At 68.8% G+C, this 20,728-nt stretch carries 19 protein-coding genes; 16 read left to right on the forward strand and 3 right to left on the reverse strand.

Features of this window, described 5'->3' with window-relative positions; translation table 11 throughout:
* Window positions 1–101 precede the first annotated feature (101 nt).
* Window positions 102–1,631, reverse strand: a complete 1,530-nt coding sequence (locus tag GO999_RS08430; protein WP_211906117.1) for an amino acid permease — start codon at window positions 1,629–1,631, stop codon at window positions 102–104.
* 75 nt (window positions 1,632–1,706) lie between these two features.
* Complete coding sequence (locus GO999_RS08435) at window positions 1,707–3,245, reverse strand: amino acid permease (protein WP_211906118.1); 1,539 nt, start codon at window positions 3,243–3,245, stop codon at window positions 1,707–1,709.
* Between the two features lie 348 nt (window positions 3,246–3,593).
* On the opposite strand from GO999_RS08435, the gene GO999_RS08440 reads away from it, so the two are divergent.
* From GO999_RS08440 to GO999_RS08495, 12 genes are all read left to right on the forward strand, one after another.
* On the forward strand, window positions 3,594–5,675 hold the full coding sequence (locus GO999_RS08440) for a 3-hydroxyacyl-CoA dehydrogenase NAD-binding domain-containing protein (RefSeq protein WP_058908129.1): 2,082 nt from the start codon (window positions 3,594–3,596) through the stop codon (window positions 5,673–5,675).
* A gap of 30 nt (window positions 5,676–5,705) precedes the next feature.
* The gene (pncA, locus tag GO999_RS08445) at window positions 5,706–6,338 is read left to right on the forward strand and encodes a bifunctional nicotinamidase/pyrazinamidase (protein WP_016724584.1); all 633 of its coding nucleotides are present in this window, start codon (window positions 5,706–5,708) and stop codon (window positions 6,336–6,338) included.
* A gap of 61 nt (window positions 6,339–6,399) precedes the next feature.
* Window positions 6,400–7,578 (forward strand): acetyl-CoA C-acyltransferase, encoded by a 1,179-nt coding sequence (locus tag GO999_RS08450; protein ID WP_058908128.1) that lies wholly within the window; start codon window positions 6,400–6,402, stop codon window positions 7,576–7,578.
* A gap of 115 nt (window positions 7,579–7,693) precedes the next feature.
* Entirely contained in the window at window positions 7,694–9,571 is a 1,878-nt protein-coding gene (locus tag GO999_RS08455; RefSeq protein ID WP_058908127.1) for an acyl-CoA dehydrogenase, read from the forward strand.
* 50 nt (window positions 9,572–9,621) lie between these two features.
* Entirely contained in the window at window positions 9,622–10,404 is a 783-nt protein-coding gene (locus GO999_RS08460; protein WP_011001701.1) for an SDR family oxidoreductase, read from the forward strand.
* Between the two features lie 32 nt (window positions 10,405–10,436).
* A complete protein-coding gene (locus GO999_RS08465) occupies window positions 10,437–10,871 on the forward strand; it encodes a PaaI family thioesterase (RefSeq protein ID WP_058908126.1) in 435 nt (144 codons plus the stop codon).
* Between the two features lie 173 nt (window positions 10,872–11,044).
* Window positions 11,045–12,367: a serine hydrolase domain-containing protein gene (locus GO999_RS08470; protein WP_172833516.1), complete on the forward strand. Its 1,323-nt coding sequence runs from the start codon at window positions 11,045–11,047 to the stop codon at window positions 12,365–12,367.
* A 28-nt stretch (window positions 12,368–12,395) separates the two neighbouring features.
* Window positions 12,396–13,406: an NADP-dependent oxidoreductase gene (locus GO999_RS08475; protein ID WP_016726872.1), complete on the forward strand. Its 1,011-nt coding sequence runs from the start codon at window positions 12,396–12,398 to the stop codon at window positions 13,404–13,406.
* A 96-nt stretch (window positions 13,407–13,502) separates the two neighbouring features.
* Complete coding sequence (locus GO999_RS08480; protein ID WP_016724587.1) at window positions 13,503–14,351, forward strand: class II aldolase/adducin family protein; 849 nt, start codon at window positions 13,503–13,505, stop codon at window positions 14,349–14,351.
* A gap of 21 nt (window positions 14,352–14,372) precedes the next feature.
* Window positions 14,373–15,329 (forward strand): glutathione S-transferase family protein, encoded by a 957-nt coding sequence (locus GO999_RS08485; protein ID WP_211906119.1) that lies wholly within the window; start codon window positions 14,373–14,375, stop codon window positions 15,327–15,329.
* Window positions 15,330–15,391: 62 nt separating this feature from the next.
* Window positions 15,392–16,294 carry an SDR family oxidoreductase gene (locus GO999_RS08490; RefSeq protein ID WP_011001707.1) on the forward strand — a complete coding sequence of 301 codons (903 nt, stop codon included), beginning with the start codon at window positions 15,392–15,394 and terminating at the stop codon, window positions 16,292–16,294.
* A gap of 45 nt (window positions 16,295–16,339) precedes the next feature.
* Entirely contained in the window at window positions 16,340–17,275 is a 936-nt protein-coding gene (locus tag GO999_RS08495; protein ID WP_016724589.1) for an alpha/beta fold hydrolase, read from the forward strand.
* Between the two features lie 10 nt (window positions 17,276–17,285).
* Here GO999_RS08495 and gbd read toward each other — a convergent pair whose 3' ends face one another.
* On the reverse strand, window positions 17,286–18,434 hold the full coding sequence (gbd, locus tag GO999_RS08500; protein ID WP_071624152.1) for a 4-hydroxybutyrate dehydrogenase: 1,149 nt from the start codon (window positions 18,432–18,434) through the stop codon (window positions 17,286–17,288).
* A gap of 95 nt (window positions 18,435–18,529) precedes the next feature.
* Here gbd and GO999_RS08505 point away from each other — a divergent pair, with 95 nt between their 5' ends.
* The 4 genes from GO999_RS08505 to GO999_RS24960 all read left to right on the forward strand — a co-directional run bounded on the left by GO999_RS08505 (window position 18,530) and on the right by GO999_RS24960 (window position 20,700).
* The gene (locus GO999_RS08505) at window positions 18,530–19,498 is read left to right on the forward strand and encodes an alpha/beta hydrolase (RefSeq protein WP_016726867.1); all 969 of its coding nucleotides are present in this window, start codon (window positions 18,530–18,532) and stop codon (window positions 19,496–19,498) included.
* Between the two features lie 14 nt (window positions 19,499–19,512).
* Window positions 19,513–19,962, forward strand: coding sequence for an acyl-CoA thioesterase (locus GO999_RS08510; protein WP_011001711.1), 450 nt, complete (start codon window positions 19,513–19,515; stop codon window positions 19,960–19,962).
* Entirely contained in the window at window positions 19,959–20,405 is a 447-nt protein-coding gene (locus GO999_RS08515) for a GNAT family N-acetyltransferase (RefSeq protein WP_016724599.1), read from the forward strand. Before GO999_RS08510 ends, GO999_RS08515 begins: the two co-directional genes overlap by 4 nt.
* A 166-nt stretch (window positions 20,406–20,571) precedes the next feature.
* Window positions 20,572–20,700, forward strand: coding sequence for a hypothetical protein (locus tag GO999_RS24960; RefSeq protein ID WP_020832038.1), 129 nt, complete (start codon window positions 20,572–20,574; stop codon window positions 20,698–20,700).
* The last annotated feature ends 28 nt before the right edge of the window (window positions 20,701–20,728 follow it).

The raw sequence follows: 20,728 nt of genomic DNA on the forward strand, positions 1-20,728 counted from the left end.
CCGGCCTGGCGCCGCCCGCTCCGATTGGCGCGCGGTGCCGGCCAGGGCCCGGCGTCAATGACGGCAGCCGCGCGGCGCGTGGCGCGCCGCGCCTCGGCAGGCTAATCCGCGGCCACGCCCGGCAGCGCGGCCCCGCCATCCCCGGCCTGCGCAGCCCGGATGTGCCGCGGGCTGAACTGCATCCGCTCGTACCGCACAAACCGCGTCTTGTAGCGCCACCGGTACCCCAGCCAGATCGCCACGAACAGAAACACCCCGCAATACGTGGCGACGAAGGCGCCGAAGTTGTCGATCGGCGCGAACAGCGCCTTGGTGTTCTGTCCGAGGATGATGATCACGCACAGGGCGGCCACCAGGATCGGCCCGAACGGGAAGAAGGGCGAGCGGTATTCGAGCTGATCGACCGTGTGGCCCTGATGCAGAAAGCCCTTGCGGAAGCGGTAGTGCGCCAGCGCGATGCCGAACCAGGCGATGAAGCACGTCACCGCCGAGGTATTGAGCAGCCACAGGTACACGACCTGGTCGCCGAAGAGCGAGCTGAAGAAGCACAGCGCGCCCACCGCCGAGGTGGCCAGCAGCGCCCGGTGCGGCACGCCGTTGCCCGAGACCCTGGCGAACCACCGCGGCGCCTGGCCTTCGAGCGCGAGGTCGTAGAGGATGCGCGTCGAGACATACAGGCTCGAGGTGCCGGACGACAGCAGCGCGGTCAGCACCACCGCGTTCATCATGCCGGCGGCGAAGGCGAGGCCGGCATGCTGGAACACCAGCGCGAACGGGCTTACGCCGATGTCGGTGGCCTCGTTGCGCAGCAGGTTCGGATCGGTGTACGGCAGCAGCACGGCGATGATCAGGATCGCCAGCACGTAGAACAGCAGGATGCGCCAGAAGGTCTGGCGGATGCCGCGCGGAATGGTGCGGGCGGGGTTCTCCGCCTCGCCGGCGGCCACGCCGATGGTCTCGACGCCCTGGAACGAGAACCCGGCGATCATCGCCACGCCGATCATCGCCGGCAGTCCGCCCACGAACGGCGCGTCGCCCACCGTGAAGTTGTGCCAGCCCGACTGCGGCCCGCCTTTCATGATGCCGAAGATCATCGCCAGCCCGATCAGCAGGAACACGACGATGGTCACCACCTTGATCATCGAGAACCAGTATTCCGCCTCACCGAAGCCGCGCACCGAGAACGCGTTGAGCACGAACATCAGCAGCAGGAAGGCGGCGCTCCAGACCATGCCCGAGACGCCGGGGAACCAGTACTTCATCACCAGCTGCGCCGCCGCCAGCTCCACCGCCACGGACACCGCCAGCGCAAACCAGTAATTCCACCCCAGCGCAAAGCCGAACCCTTCCTCCACGTACAGCCGGCTGTACGTGACGAAGGAGCCCGACACCGGCAGGTGCACCGCCAGCTCGCCGAGGCTCGTCATCAGGCAGTAGACCATCACGCCGATCAGCGTGTAGGTGAACAGGGCGCCGCCCGGGCCGGCCTGCGCGATGGAGGCGCCGGAGGCGACGAACAGCCCGGTGCCGATGGCGCCGCCGAGGGCGATCATCGTCAGGTGGCGCGCGCGCAGGCGCCGGCGCAGCTCGGACTGGCCCTCGAGGCCGGTGGGGGTGATCGGTGTATGCATAGTGGGTGGCGCCTCTGCGGGACGTCCATCAATCAAATGCCAGCCGGGCACCTGGGCACCCGGCTGGCCGGAACCTCAACGCTGCGGGCTCGTCGCGGCGGCCGGCAGCCCGGGGGCGGCGGGCGCTTCGCCCGGCGGGTCGCGCGTGACGGGCGGGCGCGGGAAGCGCATGTCCTGGTAGCGGATGATGCCGCCGCCGCGCACCAGCCGGTAGCCTAGCCAGACCGCGAAGAAGATCGGGATGCCGATATAGGTGGCGGTCACCTCGGCCCAGTCGACCCGGCCGCTGGCGAAGGCCTGGTAGTTCTGGCCCAGGGTGATGACCAGGCACAGCCCGAACGCGAACAGCGGGCCGTACGGAAAGAACGGCGAGCGGTAGGGCAGCAGCGCCGGGTCGTGGCCCTGCAGCACCAGGCCCTTGCGGAAGCGGTAATGGCTGGTCGCGATGCCCAGCCACGCGACGAAGCCGGTCATGCCCGAGGTGTTGAGCAGCCACAGGTAGACGGTCTTGTCGCCGTACAGCGAGCTCAGGAAGCACAGCGCGCCCACGGCGGTGGTGGCCAGCAGCGCATTGCGCGGCACGCCGTTCTTCGATAGCCGCGCGAACAGGCGCGGCGCGCGGCCTTCGGTGGCGAGGTTGTAGAGCATGCGCGTGGACGCATACATGCCCGAATTGCCCGCCGACAGCACCGCCGTCAGGATCACCGCGTTCATCAGCCCGGCGGCAAAGGCCAGGCCGGCATGGCGGAAGACCAGCGTGAACGGGCTCACGCCGATGTTGGCGACCTCCGTCGACAGCAGGTTCGGATCGGTGTACGGCACCAGTGCGCCGATGATGAAGATCGCCAGCACATAGAACAGCAGGATGCGCCAGAACACCTGCCGGACCGCGCGCGGAATGGTGCGCGCCGGGTCGGCCGATTCGCCCGCCGCCACGCCGATCAGCTCGGTGCCCTGGAACGAGAACCCGGCGATCATCGTCACGCCGATCATCGCCGGCAGCCCGCCCACGAACGGCGCCTCGCCGAGGGTCAGGTTGTGCAGGCCCGATGCCGGCGCGCCCTTGATGATGCCGAAGATCATCGCCAGGCCGATCGCGATGAAGCACAGCACGGTGACGACCTTGATGAGCGCGAACCAGTATTCCGCCTCGCCGAAGCCGCGCACGGAGATCGCGTTGAGCAGGAACATCACCGCCAGGAAGCCCGCGCTCCACAGCACGCCCGGCACCTCGGGAAACCAGTAGTGCATGACCAGCTGCGCGGCGGCCAGCTCCACCGCGATCGTCACCGCCCAGTTGTACCAGTAGTTCCAGCCCAGCGCGAAGCCGAAGCCTTCGTCCACGTAGCGCGCGCCGTAGGTGGCGAACGAGCCCGGCACCGGCATGTAGGCGGCGAACTCGCCGAGGCTGGTCATCAGGAAGTAGACCATCGTCCCGATCAGCACGTAGGCGGCCAGTGCGCCGCCGGGGCCGGCCTGCGACACCGACGCGCCCGAGGCGACGAACAGCCCGGTGCCGATCGACCCGCCGATGGCGATCATGGTGAGGTGGCGCGCACGCAAAGTCCGGCGCAAGCCCGGCGTCCCGGCGGACGCGGTGGTGTGTTCTGACATGGATGCAGAATCGGACGGTTCCGATCGGATCGCGAACGAAATCCGTCTAATGTGATGGAGCGTTCCCGCTGCCCGGTAGGTGCCACGGGACGAAAGGCGCGACTCTATCAAAACCGTCATCCCGCGGGTAAAAAATCGGGATACGCATACGCGCGTTTGACGCCGGGAGCCGGCCGCCAGGGCGCGCCGCGCCGCCCTCAAATAGAAATTGAACGACCGTGCTATTTTGTGTATTCTCTATCGGGTCGCGGCGAGCGCCGCGCGAGATAACAATCCGATCTGCGAGACAGTGCAACCGCGAGGCCCGGCGTGCCGTTTGCCGTCCCCCGCACCACCAAAGGAACCAGCATGACAGCGGAGTACAAGGTCCAGGACGGCGTTGCCGTGATCACGCTCAGCAACCCGCCGGTCAACGGTCTGGGCCACGCCACGCGCCTCGGCATCGTCGAGGGCATGGTCAGGGCCGGTGACGACCCCGACGTCAAGGCCATCGTGATCACCGGTGCCGGCAAGGCCTTCTCGGGCGGTGCCGACATCCGCGAGTTCAACACGCCCAAGGCCATGCAGGAGCCGACGCTGCATGCCGTCATCCAGGCGGTGGAGTCGAGCGGCAAGCCGGTGGTCGCGGCCATCCATTCGGTGGCGATGGGCGGCGGGCTGGAGCTGGCGATGGGCTGCCACTACCGTGTGGCCGCGCCGGGCGCGCAGATCGCGCTGCCCGAGGTGAAGCTGGGCATCCTGCCGGGGGCGGGCGGCACGCAGCGCCTGCCGCGCGCGATCGGCCTGGAGCCGGCGCTGAACATGATCGTCTCGGGCACGGCCGTGCCGTCGGAACAGCTGGCCAAGAGCGGCCTGTTCGACCAGATGATCGAGGGCGACCTGATGGCCGGCGCGATCGGCTTCGCGCTCAAGGCCGCGGCCGAAGGCAAGCTGCCGAAGCTGCGCGACCGCAAGGTCGAGCACGACAACCCCGAAGGCTTCCTGCAATTCGCCCGCAATACCGTGGCGGCGGTGGCCAAGAACTTCCCGGCGCCGGGCAAGTGCGTCGACGCCGTGCAGGCCGCCGTCGAGAAGCGCTTCGACGATGGCATCCGGTTCGAGCGCGACCTGTTCATCGCACTGGTGAACACCACCGAATCGCGCGCGCTGCGCCACGCCTTCTTCGGCGAGCGCGCCGCCAGCAAGATTCCCGATGTGCCGGAAGACACGCCAGTGCGCAAGGTGGAAACGGTGGCCGTGATCGGCGCTGGCACCATGGGCGGCGGCATCGCGATGAACTTCCTGAACGCGGGCATCCCGGTCACCATTCTGGAGACCAAGCAGGAAGCGCTGGACCGCGGCATCGCCACCATCCGCAAGAACTACGAGAGCAGCGCCAAGAAGGGCAAGCTGACGCCGGAGAAGGTCGAAGCGCGCATGGCGCTGCTCAAGCCGACGCTCTCGTACGACGACATCCGCGACGCCGACCTCGTCATCGAGGCCGTGTTCGAGGACATGGGCGTCAAGGAGACCGTGTTCAAGACGCTGGACGCGGTCGCCAAGCCGGGCGCGATCCTGGCATCGAACACCTCCACGCTGGATGTCGACCGGATCGCCGGCTTCACCCAGCGCCCGCAGGACGTGGTCGGCATGCACTTCTTCAGCCCGGCCAACGTGATGAAGCTGCTGGAAGTCGTGCGCGGCAAGGCAACGGCCAAGGACGTGCTGGCCACCGTCATGAAGCTGGCCAAGGCCATCAAGAAGACGGCCGTGGTCTCGGGCGTGTGCGACGGCTTCATCGGCAACCGCATGATCGAGCAGTACAGCCGCCAGGCCGGTTACCTGCTGGACGAAGGCGCGCTGCCCGAACAGGTGGACCGCGCCGTCGAGAAATTTGGCTTTGCCATGGGCCCGTTCCGCATGGGCGACCTGGCCGGCAACGACATCGGCTGGGCCATCCGCAAGCGCCGCGCGGTGGACAAGCCGGACATCGTCTACTCCAAGACCGCCGACCTGCTGTGCGAGAAGGGCCGCTACGGCCAGAAGACCGGCGCCGGCTGGTACGACTACAAGGCGGGCGACCGCAAGCCGTATCCGTCGCAGGAGGTCAACGACATGATCATCCAGCACTCGAAGGATCTGGGCATCACGCGCCGCAAGATCTCGGATGAGGAGATCGTCGAGCGCCTGGTGTTCGCGCTGGTCAATGAGGGCGCGAAGATCCTGGAAGAGGGCATCGCCTCCAAGGCGTCGGACATCGACATGGTCTACCTGACCGGCTACGGCTTCCCGCTGTTTCGGGGCGGCCCGATGCTCTACGCCGACACCGTGGGCTTGTACAACGTCGCCCAGGCCATGCGCCGCTACGGCAAGGGTTACCACGGCGAAGCCTGGAAGCCGGCGCCGCTGCTGCAGAAGCTGGCCGACGCCGGCCAGGGCTTCAACGGCTGAACGGCCGAGCCACCCGCCACGGAGCACGCCATGCATCCCACCGCCACCGATTGCCTGCTGGTCATGGACGTGCAGAACGACTTTCTGCCCGGCGGTGCGCTGGCCGTGCCGGACGGCGACCGGGTGATCCCGGTCATCAACCGGCTGGCCCGGGCGTTCGGGCGCGTGGTGCTGACGCAGGACTGGCACCCGCGCGACCACGTGTCGTTCGCCGCCAACCACCCCGGCGCGCAGCCGTTCGGCACGATCGACCTGCCGTACGGACAGCAGGTGCTGTGGCCGGTGCACTGCGTGCAGCACAGCACCGGCGCGGCGCTGGCCGACGCGCTGGACGTGCCGCATGCGCAGTTGATCGTGCGCAAGGGCTATCACCGGCACATCGACAGCTACTCCGCCTTCTTCGAGGCGGACCGCACCACGCCCACCGGCTTGCTCGGCTATCTGCGCGAGCTCGGGATCCGGCGCGTGTTCTGCGCCGGGCTGGCCACGGACTTCTGCGTGGCATGGTCGGCGCTGGATGCGCGGGCGGCGGGGCTGGAGGTGGTCGTCATCGAGGACGCCTGCCGCGCCATCGACCTGGACGGCTCGCTGGCGCAGGCCTGGCAGCGCATGACGGACGCCGGCATCGCGCGATTGCAGTCGCGCGACGTCTTGAACGGATAACGGAATACCAGAGCGCGCCTGCGAACGCAGCGCGCCGCCACCAGATACGAGGAGCACCACCATGACCGAAGCAGTGATCGTTTCCACCGCACGTACGGGCCTGGCCAAGAGCTGGAAGGGCGCCTTCAACATGACGCACGGCGCCACCATGGGCGGCCACGTGGTCAAGCACGCCATCGAGCGCGCCAAGCTCGAGCCGGGCGAAGTTGAGGACGTGCTGATGGGCTGCGCCAACCCGGAAGGCGCGACCGGCGCCAATATCGCGCGCCAGATCGCGCTGCGCGCCGGCTGTCCCGTCACCGTGCCGGGCGCGACCGTCAACCGTTTCTGCTCGTCGGGCCTGCAGACCATCGCCATGGCCGCGCAGCGCGTGATCGCCGATGAAGGCGACATCTTCGTGGCCGGCGGCGTGGAGTCCATCTCGTGCGTGCAGCAGGAGATGAACCGCCACATGATGACCGAGGGCTGGCTCAACCGGCACAAGCCCGAGATCTACTGGAGCATGCTGCAGACCGCCGAGACCGTCGCCCGCCGCTACAACATCTCGAAGGCGCGCCAGGACGAATACGGCGTGCAGAGCCAGCTGCGCGCCGCCGCCGCCGCCGCCGCGGGCAAGTTCAACGACGAGATCGTGCCGATCACGGTGACGATGGGCGTGGCCGACGCCAAGACCGGCCAGCTCGGCACGCGCGAGGTGACCCTCTCCGCCGACGAAGGCATCCGCCCGGACACCACGCTCGAAGGCGTGTCCAAGATCCGTACCGCCATGCCGGGCGGCGTCGTCACCGCCGGCAATGCCAGCCAGTTCTCCGACGGTGCCTCGGCGGCCGTGGTGATGAACGGCAAGGTGGCGGCCGCCCGCGGCCTGCAGCCGCTGGGTGTGTTCCGCGGTTTCGCGGTGGCCGGCTGCGAGCCGGATGAAATGGGGATCGGCCCGGTGTTCGCCGTGCCCAAGCTGCTCAGGAAGGCGGGCCTGAAGGTCGAGGACATCGGCCTGTGGGAGCTGAACGAGGCGTTCGCCGTGCAGGTGCTGTATTGCGCCGACACGCTCGGCATTCCGATGGATCGCCTGAACGTCAACGGCGGCGCCATTGCCGTGGGCCATCCTTACGGCGTGTCGGGCGCGCGCCTGGTCGGCCACGCCCTGATCGAAGGCAAGCGCCGCGGCGTCAAGTACGTGGTCGTGACCATGTGCATCGGCGGCGGCCAGGGCGCGGCGGGCCTGTTCGAGGTGCTCTGAGGCCCCACGCTCCCGCGCTGCGCGGGAGCCCGCTTCGCTTCGTCGCCCCGTGCGCGGCCGCTCGGCGCAGGGGCGGCATGGATCGCCTGTCCGGAACCCACCCTCCCGCATCGTCATGTCCTCTCTGCTGCTGTCGCGCCGCGACCTGAGCTTTGTGCTCTACGAATGGCTCGACGTGGAGGCGCTTACGCGCTTTCCGCGTTATGCCGACCACTCCCGCGAAACCTTCGATGCGGCGCTCGATACCTGCGAGCGCATCGCCACCGACCTGTTCGCGCCGCACAACAAGAAGAACGACCAGCAGGAGCCGCATTTCGACGGCACCACGGTCCACATCATTCCCGAGGTGAAGACGGCGCTGGACGCCTTCAACAAGGCGGGCCTGATGGCCGCGGGGCAGGATTTCGAGCGCGGCGGCATGCAACTGCCCACCGTGGTCGAGAAGGCCGGCTTCGGTTTCTTCAAGGCGGCCAATGTCGGCACCAGTTCCTATCCGTTCCTGACCATCGGCAATGCCAACCTGCTGCTGGCGCACGGCACGCCCGCGCAGATCGAGACGTTCGTGCAGCCCGAGCTGGAGGGGCGCTTCTACGGCACGATGTGCCTGTCGGAGCCGCAGGCGGGGTCGTCGCTGTCGGACATCGCCACGCGCGCCGAATACGAGGGCGAATCGCCGCTGGGGCCGCAGTACCGGCTGACCGGCAACAAGATGTGGATCTCGGCCGGCGAGCACGCGCTGTCGGACAACATCGTGCATCTGGTGCTGGCCAAGATTCCCGGCCCGGACGGCAAGCCGATCCCCGGCGTGAAGGGCATCTCGCTGTTCATCGTGCCCAAGTTCCTTGTCGGCGCGGACGGGGCGCTGGGCGAGCGCAACGACGTGGCGCTCGCCGGGCTGAACCACAAGATGGGCTACCGCGGCACCACCAACTGCCTGCTCAACTTCGGCGAAGGCACGCAGTTCCGCCCCAAGGGGCCGGCCGGCCAGCCGCGCGCCGGCGCCATCGGCTACCTGGTCGGCGAGCCGCACCAGGGGCTGGCGTGCATGTTCCACATGATGAACGAGGCGCGCATTGGTGTCGGCATGGGGGCGACCATGCTGGGCTACACCGGCTACCTGCACGCGCTGGACTACGCGCGCAATCGTCCGCAGGGCCGGCCGATCGGCGCGGCCGGCAAGGATGCCGCGTCGCCGCAGGTCCGTATCGTCGACCACGCCGACGTGCGCCGCATGCTGCTGGCGCAGAAGGCCTACGTGGAAGGCGCGCTCGGCCTGAACCTGTATTGCGCCAAGCTGGTCGACGAGGAGCGCGGCGCGGAAAGCGAGGGCGACGCCGACGCGCGCGCCACGCTCGGCCTGCTGCTCGACATCCTCACGCCGATCGCCAAGAGCTGGCCGTCGCAGTGGTGCCTGGAGGCCAACAGCCTGGCGATCCAGGTGCATGGCGGCTACGGCTACACGCGCGAGTACAACGTCGAGCAGTTCTATCGCGACAACCGCCTGAACCCGATCCACGAAGGCACGCACGGCATCCAGGGGCTGGACCTGCTCGGTCGCAAGGTGGTGATGCAGGACGGCGCCGCCTTCGCCGCGCTGGGCCGGCGCGTGCAGGCCACCGTGGGCCGCGCGCTGGACGGCGGCGATGCGGCGCTGGCCGGCTGGGGCCGCGCGCTCGGCATGGCCGCCCAGAGCCTGGCCAAGGTGACGCAGCAGTTGTGGGCGGCAGGCGATCCGCGCGTGACGCTGGCCAATGCCTCGGTCTACCTGGAGGCGTTCGGCCACGTCGTCATCGCGTGGATCTGGCTGGAGCAGGCGCTCGCCGCCGCGCGGGCCCTGCCTGGCGCCCAGGGCGACGATGCCGGCTTCTATCGCGGCAAGCTGCAGGCCGCGCGCTATTTCTTCCAGTGGGAGCTGCCGAAGACCGGTCCGCAGCTGGCGCTGCTGGCCTCGCTCGACACCACCACGCTGGACATGCAGGACGCCTGGTTCTGAAGTTCTGGCGTTCCGACGTTCCATGCAACACAACGACACAGGAGACACACATGGGCACGCTCAAGCATCTTTTCGACCTCTCCGGCAAGACCGCGCTGATCACCGGCGGCTCGCGCGGGCTGGGCCTGCAGATTGCCGAGGCCCTGGGCGAGCAGGGCGCGCGCATCGTGCTGTCGGCGCGCAAGGCCGATGAGCTGAAAGACGCGCAGGCGCATCTGCTGTCGCTGGGCATCGCGGCCGACTGGATCGCGGCGGACGGCGCGGTGGAGGCCGATATCCAGCGCCTGGCCGACGAGGCGCTCGCCAAGCTCGGTCATGTGGACATCCTCGTCAACAACGCCGGGGCGACCTGGGGCGCGCCGGCGGAGGACCACCCGGTCGAAGCCTGGGACAAGGTGATGAACCTGAACATCCGCGGCCTGTTCCTGCTCACGCAGCAGATCGGCAAGCGCTCGATGATTCCGCGCCAATACGGCAAGATCGTCAACGTGGCGTCGATCGCCGGCCTGAAGGGCAACCCGCCGGGCACGCTCGATACCATCGCCTACAACACGAGCAAGGGCGCCGTGGTCAATTTCACGCGCGCGCTGGCGGGCGAGTGGGGCAAGTACGGCATCACCGTCAATGCCATCGCCCCGGGCTTCTTCCCGTCCAAGATGACACGCGGCTCGCTGGAGAAGCTCGGCGTCGACAAGCTGACCGAAAAATCCCCGCTGCACCGCCTCGGCGACGAGGAGGACCTCAAGGGCGTGGCCGCGCTGTTCGCTTCCGACGCCTCCAAGCACATCACCGGGCAGATCCTGGCGGTCGACGGCGGCGTGAGCGTGGTGTAATGCGGGCTGCCTGGCATTGAACTGGACGCAGCATGAACGCAGACAACCACGGTTTCCCGATCAACATCCCCTTCCTGCAATGGCTGGGCGTGCGCTGCCTGAAGGTGGCGCACGGCGAGGGCATCGTTGAGCTGCCGCTCGAAGCGCGCCACATGAACAGCTGGGAGATGGCGCACGGCGGCGTCACCATGACGCTGCTCGATGTGTCGATGGCGATGGCCGGCCGCTCGGCCGACACGCACGGACGCGGTGTGGTGACGATCGAGATGAAGACGGCGTTCATGCAGCCCGGTCGCGGCACGCTGCGGGCCCATGCGCGCTGCGTGCACCAGTCGACCACCATGGCCTTCTGCGAGGGCGAGGTGCGCGACGCCGACGGCAAGCTGGTGGCGCGCGGCTCGGGCACGTTCAAGTTCGTCAAGCGCATGCCGCCGCCACGCACCCCGGAGCCGGGCGTGGACGGCTGAGCCTGCGGCACGACAGCAGGACCCCTTGCACGCCGGGCATGGCCCGGACCCGAACAAGACCGGCAGGAACGGAGGACACGATGCATCAGAGCACGCAGGCCGAGGGAACGGCGCGGTGGCGTTCGCGCCTGCCGGCCCTGGCCGCCATGCTGCTTGGCTGCACAGGATGGATCATGCCCCTGGAAGGCGGCGCCTCGCCCGCCGCGGCGGGGCCGGCCACCGCGCAGGTGCCGCCGGTGCCGCCCGCTCCGGTCGTGCCGGAGCAGCGGCCGCTGACCGCAGCCGAGTCCGACCCGGTCCGGATGGGCTGGATGCGGGGGTTCCCGCCGGCGCCCGACCGCATCATCCGCTTCGATCTGGCCGGCAACCTGTTTCCGCGCACGCGCTACAGCTTCAGCCACATGCGGGAGTTCATGCCGACGCGCACCGTGTGGCGCGGCGACGGCCCGGTCAGCCGGCTGCCGCGCGCGGAGCGCGACATCGGCGGCGCGCCCTTCACCGACGCCGACGGCCGGCGCCGCACCTTCGCCGACATGCTGGCGCTGACGTACACCGACGGCATTCTCGTCATGCATCGGGGCCAGGTGGTCTACGAGCGCTATTTTGGCGCGCTGGACGCGCACACGCCGCACATCGCCATGTCGGTGACGCAATCGTTCGTCGGCACGCTGGCGGCGATGCTGGCGGCTGACGGCAGGCTGGACCCGGCCGCGCCCGTCACGCAGTACGTGCCCGAACTCAAGGACAGCGCCTACGGCGACGCCACCGTGCGCCAGGTGATGGACATGACCGTCGGCGTGCGCTACTCCGAGAACGACGCTGATCCGGATGCCGACGTGTGGCGCTACGCCCGCGCCGGCGGCATGCTGCCGCGCCCGGCCGGCGACTCCGGTCCGGCCAACCTCTACGACTACCTGAAGACGCTACGCAAGGAGGGCGAGCATGGCGCCGCCTTCGCCGACAAGACCGTCAACGCCGAGGTGCTGGCCTGGATCGTCCGGCGCGCCTCGGGCCAGTCGCTGCCGGCGCTGCTGTCGGCGCGCATCTGGCAGCCGATGGGCGCGCAGGGCGATGCGTACTTCACGCTGGACAGCATCGGCACCGAGTCGGGCGGCGGCGGGCTCAACACCACGCTGGCCGATCTCGCCCGCTTTGCGGAAATGCTGCGCAACGACGGCCGCTTCAACGGCCGTCAGATCCTGCCCAGGGTCGTCATCGACGACATCCGCCGCGGCGGCGACCCGGCCAGGTTCGCACAGGCGGGGTATGCGACCCTGCCGGGCTACTCGTACCGCGACATGTGGTGGGTCTCCGGCGACGACCACCATACGTTCGAGGCGCGCGGCATTCACGGCCAGCGCATCTATATTGATCCCGTGGCGCAGATGACCATCGTGCGCTATGCCTCGCACCCGATTGCCGCCAACGCCGTCAACGATCCGGTCACGCACCGGGCCTACCGCGCGCTGGCCGACTTCCTGATGCAGCACAAGTGACCCATCCCGATCTCTAGGAGCGCTACTCATGTCGAACACGTATCAACGCATCGTCCTGGCTTCCCGTCCGGAGGGGGCCGTCACGCCGGACAACTTCCGGCTGGAAACGGCGCAGATCCCCGAGCTCCAGGACGGCCAGGTGCTGGTGCGCAACCATTTCCTGTCGCTCGATCCGTACATGCGCGGCCGCATGAACGACAGCAAATCGTACGCGCAGCCGCAGCCGCTGGGCGAGGTGATGATCGGCGGCACGGTGGGCGTGGTGGAAGCGTCCAGGAACCCGGCGTATGCCGTGGGCGACAACGTGGTCGGCATGTTCGGCTGGCAGGAGGTCGGCATCTCCGACGGGCGCGGCATGCAGAAGGTGGACACGCGCCACGTGCCGCTGTCGGCCTACCTGGGCTCGGTCGGCATGCCGGGTGTGACGGCGTGGTACGGCCTGAACCGGATCATGCACCCCAAGCCCGGCCAGACCGTGGCGGTGAGCGCGGCCTCCGGCGCGGTCGGCAGCGTGGTCGGCCAGCTCGCCAAGCTCAAGGGCTGCCGCGCCGTGGGCTTTGCCGGCGGCAAGGACAAGTGCGACTACGTGGTCAATGAGCTGGGCTTCGACGCCTGCATCGACTACAAGGCCGCCAAGGACCCGAAGGAACTGTACGCGATGCTCAAGGAGGCCACGCCGGATGGCATCGATGCCTATTTCGAGAACGTCGGCGGCGACATCCTGGACGCCGTGCTGCGCCGCATGAACCCGTTCGGCCGCATCGCCATGTGCGGCATGATCGCCGGCTATGACGGCCAGCCGTTGCCGCTGCAGAACCCGCAGTTGATCCTGGTCTCGCGCCTGACCGTCGAGGGCTTCATCGTGTCCGAGCACATGGATGTGTGGCCCGAGGCACTGCGCGAGCTGGGCGGCTGCGTGGCAAGCGCCAAGCTGAAGTTCCGCGAGAGCGTGGCGCAGGGGCTGGCGAGCGCGCCGGAGGCCTTCATCGGCCTGCTCAAGGGCAAGAATTTCGGCAAGCAGCTGGTGAAGCTGGTCTAAGTTGGGAAGTGTGCGGACTGTCAGGCCGTTGACAGTCCGCCGGGCACGGGCCGCAACGGAATGACCCAGCCACGACGACAGCGCGAAGGAGGCACCATGAACGCACCCGACACCGCACAGGCCAAGCGGCCCGACGAGATGGCGGCCAACCTCAGCCCCGAGGTCCGCGAGAAATACCGCAACCTGCCGCGTCCGCCCCGGTTCGACACCGTGGCGCAGGAGCGCCTGCACCGCAAGCAGCGGCTGGCGGCGGCGTTCCGGCTGTTCTCGAAGTTCGGTTTCGACGAGGGCGTGGCCGGGCACATCACCGCGCGCGATCCGGAGGTCCTGGACAGCTTCTGGGTCAACCCGTTCGGCGTGCATTTCAGCCAGGTGAAGGTGTCCAACCTGATCCGCTGCGATCATCATGGCAACGTGGTGGAGGGCGATTACCCGGTCAACGCGGCGGCCTTCGCCATCCACTCGCGCGTGCACCAGGCGCGGCCCGACGCGGTGGCGGCGGCGCATTCGCACAGCATCTACGGGCGCGCCTGGTCGACGCTCGGCCGCAAGCTCGATCCGCTCACGCAGGACGTCTGCGCCTTCTACGAAGACCACGCGCTGTACGACGATTTCGGCGGCGTGGTGGTCGAGCTGGATGAGGGCCAGCGCATTGCCCAGGCGCTCGGCGGCAACAAGGCCGCGATCCTGCAGAACCACGGCCTGCTGACAGTCGGCAAGACGGTGGACGAGGCGGCCTGGTGGTTCATCACCATGGAACGCTCGTGCCAGGTGCAGTTGCTGGCCGAGGCCGCCGCCGCGCGCACCAGCGAGCCGCTGCGCCTGATTTCCGAGGCGGCGGCGCGGCAGGCGTATTCCATCGTCGGCACGGCGCAGGCGGGGTGGTTCCAGTTCCAGCCGCTGTATGCGCGCATCGTCAAGGAACAACCCGACCTGCTGGACTGAACAGCGACCCTCGGAGCCCCCATGACGGACCTGATCCTGCATCACTACGCCACCTCGCCGTTCTCGGAGAAAGTGCGCCTGATCCTCGGCTACAAGGACCAACCGTGGAAGTCCGTCACGGTGCCCGTGATCCTGCCCAAGCCGGAGGTGATGCCGCTCACCGGCGGCTACCGGCGCACGCCATTCCTGCAGATCGGCGCGGACATCTATTGCGATACCGCGCTGATCGCGCAGGTGCTGGAGTCGATCCATCCAGTGCCGACGCTGTACCCGGCCGATCGCGCGGCGGCCGCGTTCGCCATGGCGCAGTGGGCCGATACCACGCTGTTCTGGGCGGCGGCCGCGTTCGTCGGCCAGCCCGAGGGCTTCAAGAGCCTGATGGCGGGCCTGCCGGAAGACTTCGCCAAGGCCTTCGTCGAAGACCGCAAGGCGATGCGCGCGGGCGGCACGGGGCTGCGCACGCCGCTGCCGGAGGCGGTGTCCACGCTGCACGTCTTCCTGGCGCAGCTGGAGCGCCAGTTCGCCACCGGCGAACACATCTTCCTGTTCGGCGAGCAGCCGACCATCGCCGATTTTTCGGTCTACCACGCCCTGTGGTTCATCCGCCGCGCGACCGCGGTGGCCGGCATCCTCGACGCGCACCCGGAGGTGGTGGCCTGGATGCACCGCGTGGCCGGCTTCGGCCACGCGCAGGCGCAGCCGATGACGCCGGCCGAGGCGCTGGACATCGCCAGGGCGGCCACGCCGCGCGCGCTGACCGAGACCGGGGCCGGCTTCGATGAACGCTACGGCTTGCCCAAGGGCACGCGCGTGACAGTGTCGGCCACCGACTACGCCATCGATCCGGTCGAAGGCGAGCTGGTCGTCTCCACGCGCGATGCCGTCGGCGTGCTGCGCGACGATCCGCGCGTCGGCCAGGTGGCGGTGCATTTCCCGCGCGTCGGCTATGCGGTGCGCAAGGTCGAGCCGGCCGGCTGACCCGGCCGCCCCGATCGCTTTCCACAATCCGGGTCCATGACGACAACACGAGGAAGACACGTATGAAGCAATTCGCGGGCGGCGTGGCCGTCATCACGGGCGGTGCATCGGGCTTCGGCAAGGCATTCGCCAGGCTCGGCGCCGGACTGGGCATGAAGCTGGTGCTGGCCGACATCCAGCAGGACGCGCTGGACGCCGCCGTGGCCGGGTTCCGGGCGCAGGGCGTCGAGGTCATCGGCGTGCGCGTCGACGTGTCCAGGGAGGCGGACGTGCAGGCGCTGGCCGATGCGGCCATCCGGACCTTCGGCAAGGTCAACCTGCTGTTCAACAACGCCGGGGTCGGGGCGGGCGGCCTGATCTGGGAGAACTCCCAACAGGACTGGGACTGGGTGCTCGGCGTCAACCTGCATGGCGTGATCCACGGCGTGCGCATCTTCACGCCGCTGATGCTGGCCGAAGCCGCGAAGGACCCGTCCTACGCGGGCCATATCGTCAACACGGCGTCGATGGCGGGGCTGCTCAATGCGCCGGCCATGGGCATCTACAACGTCTCCAAGCACGCCGTGGTGGCGCTGACGGAGTCGCTCTACCAGGACCTCAGCCTGGTGACGGAGCAGATCCGCTGCTCGGTGCTGTGTCCGTATTTCGTGCCGACCGGCATCACGCAGTCGCATCGCAACCGCCCGCAGGACCTGGCCAATGCCGCGCCGCCCACCCGGTCGCAGCTGGTGGCCCAGGCCATGACCGACAAGGCCGTCAGCGCCGGCAAGGTGAGCGCCGAGCAGGTCGGCCAGATGACGTTCGATGCCATCCGGGACGAACGTTTCTATATTTATTCGCATCCGCACGCGCTGGCGCCGGTGCAGCACCGCTTTGAAGACATCGTCTCGCAGCGCAACCCGTCCGATCCGTTCGAGGGCAAGCCGGACGTGCGGGCGCGCCTGGTCGAGTCGCTGCGCGGCTGACCGGACACGCCGCCTGCCGACGCCCCCCGAAACCTGGAGATCGATATGACCGCTGCCACCGCCACCCCCGTTGCCGCCATCACGCATCCGCAGTTCGCCGACCTGCCCAACGGCACGCGGCTGCATTACGCCAGCGCCGGCCGGCGCGGCGCGCCGCTGATGCTGTTTGTGCACGGCTTTCCGGAGTTCTGGTACGCGTGGGAGGCGCAGCTCGCGGCGTTCGGCGACACGCACTTTGCGGTGGCGCCGGACATGCGCGGCTACAACCTGTCGAGCAAGCCCGCAGAGGTGGATGCCTACCGGCCCAAGCCGCTGGTGCAGGACCTGGAGCAGTTCATCGCCGCACTGGGCTATGACAGCGCCATCGTGGTCGCGCACGATTGGGGCGGGGCGATCTGCTGGAACCTGGCGATCCAGCATCCCGAGCGCGTGGCGCGGCTGGTGATCGTCAATTCACCGCATCCGTGGGTGTTCGCCAACGCGCTGCTGAGCGACCCGGCGCAGCAGGCCGCGTCGGCCTATATGAACTGGCTGCGCCAGCCGGGGGTGGAGGACGTGCTGGCCGCCGACGGCTTCGACAAGCTCGAAGGCTTCTTCAATGGCATGGGCCAGCCGGTGGCCGAGTGGTTCACCCCCGACGTGCGCGCGCGCTACCACGCCGCCTGGAGCCGGCCGGGCGAGGGCGGCTCGCACGGGCTGACCGGCGGGATCAACTACTACCGGGCTTCGCCGCTGCACCCGCCGGCCGAAGGCCAGGCACCGGTGCGCATCGACCAGATGCCGCCCGAAGCCTTTGTCGTGAAGGTGCCGACGCTCGTGATCTGGGGCGAGAAGGACATGGCGCTGCCGGCCGCGCTCCTCAACGGGCTGGAGCGCTTCATTCCCGACCTGCGCATCGAGCGCATTCCCAACGGCACGCACTGGGTGGTGCATGAGCAGCCGGAGCGCATCACGGCGCTGATCCGGCCGTTCGTGGAATAGCCGCCGCCGGCTACATCGACTCCGCCAGCATCCGGCGGTAATCGTCCGCCGTGGCCTCGCGCGGATTGGTCTTGTGGCAGTGGTCGAGCAGGGCGCCGCGCACCACGTGCTCCAGCGCGTCTTCCGGCACGCCCATCTGGCGCAGGCCGGTGGGCAGGCCCAGCCGCGCGGTCATGTCGTGCACGGCCTGGGCGAGGTCGGCGTCGGCCGGCAGGTTCATCGCGCGGCGCATGCGGGCGTAGCGATGCTCGCGCACCACCGATTCCGCCGTCGCATTGAAGCGCAGCACCGCCGGCAGCACCACCGCGTTGAGCGTGCCGTGGTGCAGCCCGGTCTTGCCGTCCACCTTCACGCCGCCCAGCGGGTGCGACAGCGAATGCACGCAGCCCAGCCCCTTCTGGAACGCCATCGCGCCCTGCATCGAGGCGCTCATCATGTTGAGCCGGGCCTCGCGGTCGGCGCCGTCGCGCGTGGCGCGCTCGATGTGGGCCCAGGCGCGCTCCAAGCCGTCGAGCGCGATGCCGTCGGCGGGCGGGTTGAAGGCCGGCGCGAGGAAGGTCTCGATGCAGTGCGCGATGGCGTCCATCCCGGTGGCGGCCGTCAGCAGGGGCGGCAGGCCGAGCGTAAGCGCGGGGTCGCAGAGGGCCGATTTCGGCAGCAGATGCCAGGAGTGGAAGCCCAGCTTGCGGCCGTCCTCCAGGATCAGGATCGCGCCCCGCGCCACTTCGCTGCCGGTGCCGGCCGTGGTGGGGATGGCGATCAGCGGCGCGGCCGCGTCGGTGATCTTGCCGCTGCCGCCTTCGATGGTGGCGTAGGCGGTGAGCGGCCCGGGGTGCGTCGCCGTGATGGCGATCCCCTTGGCCAGGTCGATCGACGAGCCGCCGCCGATGGCGATCAGCCCGTCGCAGCCGGCGTCCCGGTATTGCGCCGTGGCCTTCCTGACCATCGCCTCGGTGGGGTTGGACGGCGTCTCGTCGAACACGGTGACGGGCAGGCCGCCGGTGGCGTCGATGGCGCGCTGGGCCAGGCCGGCGGCCGCCACGCCGCGGTCGGTGACGACCAGCGGCCGGCGGATGCCGACCCGCGCGCATTCGCTGCCGAGCTCGCCGAGCGTGCCGAAGCCGAGGTGGACGTGGGTGAGGTAGAAGATCAGGGCCATGGGGCGTCTCCGGAGCCGTCCGTCTTGTCTTGCGGACGTGGTTCAATGGATACTCCGATGATAGTCAAATAAGAACGATCGTTCAGTTACGTCCCATGCCGTCCCTCGACCCGCACGTCGCCCAGCTGCTCGATCTGGTGGCGCGTGCCAAGCGTCCGCCGCTGCACCACCTGGCGCCCGCCGACGCCAAGATCGCCTACGAGAAAAGCAGTCCCATCGTCGACATCCCGCCCATCCCGCTGGACCACGTGCACGACCTGACCGTGCCCGCGCGCGACGGCTACGCGATTCCCGTGCGCACCTACGCCGCGCGCGAGGCGAGCTGGGCCGATCCGCTGCCGCTGCTGGTGTATTTCCATGGCGGCGGCTTCACCGTCGGCAGCATCCGGACGCACGATGCGCTGTGCCGTTCGCTGGCGGCCAAGTCGGGGGCGATGGTGCTGTCGGTCGACTACCGGCTCGGCCCCGACTGGAAATTCCCGACCGCGGCCGACGACGCGTTCGACGTGCTGCAATGGGTGTTCGACGAGGCCGCCACGATCGGCGCCGATCCGGCCCGCATCGCCTTCGGCGGCGACAGCGCGGGCGGCACGCTGGCGGCGATCACCGCCATCGAGGCGCGCAACCGCGGCCTGGCGCCCGTGCTGCAGCTGCTGATCTACCCCGGCACCACCGCGCGCGAGACCACGCCATCGCATCACGCCTTCGCCGAAGGCTACCTGCTGACGCAGGCCATGATCGCCTGGTTCTTCGCCCAGTACCTGCGCAGCGACGCCGACCGCGACGACTGGCGCTTCGCCCCGCTGGACGGCGGCGGGCAGGGCGCCGACGTGCGGGGCGTGTGCCCGGCGTGGATCGCCGTGGCGGGCTTCGACCCGATCCGCGACGCCGGCATCGGCTACGCGGACAAGCTGCGCGCGGCCGGCGTGCCGGTGACGCTGAAGATGTACGAGGGCATGATCCACGATTTCTTCAAGCTCGGCCGCTTCGTGCCCGCGGTCGAAGACGCCCACTACGAGGCCGCCGACGCGCTGCGCCGCGCCTTCGGCACGCAGGCCGGATAGGAGGAGCCCGACCCATGGCGATCGAGGATTTCCGCCACGGCACGCCGCTGCGCGTGCGCTGGGCCGAGGTCGATGCCCAGGGCATCGTCTTCAACGGCCACTACCTGCTGTATGCGGACGTGTGCATCACCGAGTACTGGCGCGCCATCGGCGTGCGCTACCCGACCGAGGTGGTGGAGGCGTTCGGCGTCGATTTCTACGTGGTCAAGTCCACGCTCGAATACCATGCCTCCGCGCGCTTCGACGACGTGCTCGACCTGCGCTGCCGCGTGGCGCGCCTGGGCCGCTCCAGCCTGCGCTTTATCATCGAGATCTATCGCGGCGAGGGCGACGACAGAGCGCACCTCGTCACCGGCGAGGTCATCTATGTGTGCGCCGATCCGGCCACGCAGACGTCCGTGCCCGTGCCCGCCAGGCTGCGTGAGCGCATCGTCGATTTTGAAGTCCTGAAGCCCGAAACATGACCCCTCCCGAATCCGCCCACCCGCCCGCCGCGGTACAAGTCGACCGCTGGGACGCCTTGCGCGACGAGGCCGGCGCCGTCCGCTACGACGTGTTCGTCATTGAGCAGAACGTGCCTGTCGAACTGGAATGGGACGACGACGACGCCCGATCCTGGCACGCCGTGGCGCGCGACGCCTCGGGCCGCGCCGTGGCCACCGGCCGGCTGCTGCCCGACGGCCACATCGGCCGCATGGCGGTGCGCAAGGAGGCGCGTGGCACCGGCATCGGCGCGCACGTGCTGCAGGCGCTGATCGACAAGGCCCGGGCACTGGGCTACACGCAGCTGATCCTCAACGCGCAGACCCACGCCATGCCGTTCTATGCGCGCGCCGGCTTCACGCCCGAGGGGGACGAGTTCGAGGAGGCCGGCATTGCGCACCGGACCATGCGCCGCGTGCTGTGAGCCCAATGGTTGCGCCGAGGATGGCGGCGATCTGTTTGGGATCGGGGCTGGGTGGCGGCCCCTTCCGGGCAGTCATGCCCTTCATGACTTGGCCGGCTCGCGGCAACGCGAACCGAGTCAACAACCAGGAAACAGGCCGCTCCGATCGACGTCGGAGCAGCCTGTTTTGCTTGAGCTGAACGGCATTGCCCGCCAGGCTGGCCCGAATGATCAGGGTTCTGCAACAACTAGGTCGCTCAATATTGATGTGATCAGTGGTTTGCTCAAAAATGTTCAAAAAGTGAATTTCAAGTAACTTATATGAGGTAGTCGCCGCTTAGAAT

Source organism: Ralstonia nicotianae, assembly GCF_018243235.1.
Lineage (GTDB): Bacteria > Pseudomonadota > Gammaproteobacteria > Burkholderiales > Burkholderiaceae > Ralstonia > Ralstonia nicotianae.

Excerpts from the sequence above, each read along its gene's own strand:
- GO999_RS08430 (WP_211906117.1), bottom strand. The coding sequence starts at position 1,631 with ATGCATACACCGATCACCCCCACCGGCCTCGAGGGCCAGTCCGAGCTG.
- GO999_RS08455 (WP_058908127.1), top strand. The coding sequence starts at position 7,694 with ATGTCCTCTCTGCTGCTGTCGCGCCGCGACCTGAGCTTTGTGCTCTAC.
- GO999_RS08470 (WP_172833516.1), top strand. The coding sequence starts at position 11,045 with ATGCCCCTGGAAGGCGGCGCCTCGCCCGCCGCGGCGGGGCCGGCCACC.
- GO999_RS08465 (WP_058908126.1), top strand. The coding sequence starts at position 10,437 with ATGAACGCAGACAACCACGGTTTCCCGATCAACATCCCCTTCCTGCAA.
- GO999_RS08485 (WP_211906119.1), top strand. The coding sequence starts at position 14,373 with ATGACGGACCTGATCCTGCATCACTACGCCACCTCGCCGTTCTCGGAG.
- GO999_RS08450 (WP_058908128.1), top strand. The coding sequence starts at position 6,400 with ATGACCGAAGCAGTGATCGTTTCCACCGCACGTACGGGCCTGGCCAAG.
- GO999_RS08475 (WP_016726872.1), top strand. The coding sequence starts at position 12,396 with ATGTCGAACACGTATCAACGCATCGTCCTGGCTTCCCGTCCGGAGGGG.
- GO999_RS08440 (WP_058908129.1), top strand. The coding sequence starts at position 3,594 with ATGACAGCGGAGTACAAGGTCCAGGACGGCGTTGCCGTGATCACGCTC.
- GO999_RS08435 (WP_211906118.1), bottom strand. The coding sequence starts at position 3,245 with ATGTCAGAACACACCACCGCGTCCGCCGGGACGCCGGGCTTGCGCCGG.
- pncA (WP_016724584.1), top strand. The coding sequence starts at position 5,706 with ATGCATCCCACCGCCACCGATTGCCTGCTGGTCATGGACGTGCAGAAC.
- GO999_RS08515 (WP_016724599.1), top strand. The coding sequence starts at position 19,959 with ATGACCCCTCCCGAATCCGCCCACCCGCCCGCCGCGGTACAAGTCGAC.
- gbd (WP_071624152.1), bottom strand. The coding sequence starts at position 18,434 with ATGGCCCTGATCTTCTACCTCACCCACGTCCACCTCGGCTTCGGCACG.
- GO999_RS08495 (WP_016724589.1), top strand. The coding sequence starts at position 16,340 with ATGACCGCTGCCACCGCCACCCCCGTTGCCGCCATCACGCATCCGCAG.
- GO999_RS08480 (WP_016724587.1), top strand. The coding sequence starts at position 13,503 with ATGAACGCACCCGACACCGCACAGGCCAAGCGGCCCGACGAGATGGCG.
- GO999_RS08460 (WP_011001701.1), top strand. The coding sequence starts at position 9,622 with ATGGGCACGCTCAAGCATCTTTTCGACCTCTCCGGCAAGACCGCGCTG.
- GO999_RS08505 (WP_016726867.1), top strand. The coding sequence starts at position 18,530 with ATGCCGTCCCTCGACCCGCACGTCGCCCAGCTGCTCGATCTGGTGGCG.
- GO999_RS08510 (WP_011001711.1), top strand. The coding sequence starts at position 19,513 with ATGGCGATCGAGGATTTCCGCCACGGCACGCCGCTGCGCGTGCGCTGG.
- GO999_RS08490 (WP_011001707.1), top strand. The coding sequence starts at position 15,392 with ATGAAGCAATTCGCGGGCGGCGTGGCCGTCATCACGGGCGGTGCATCG.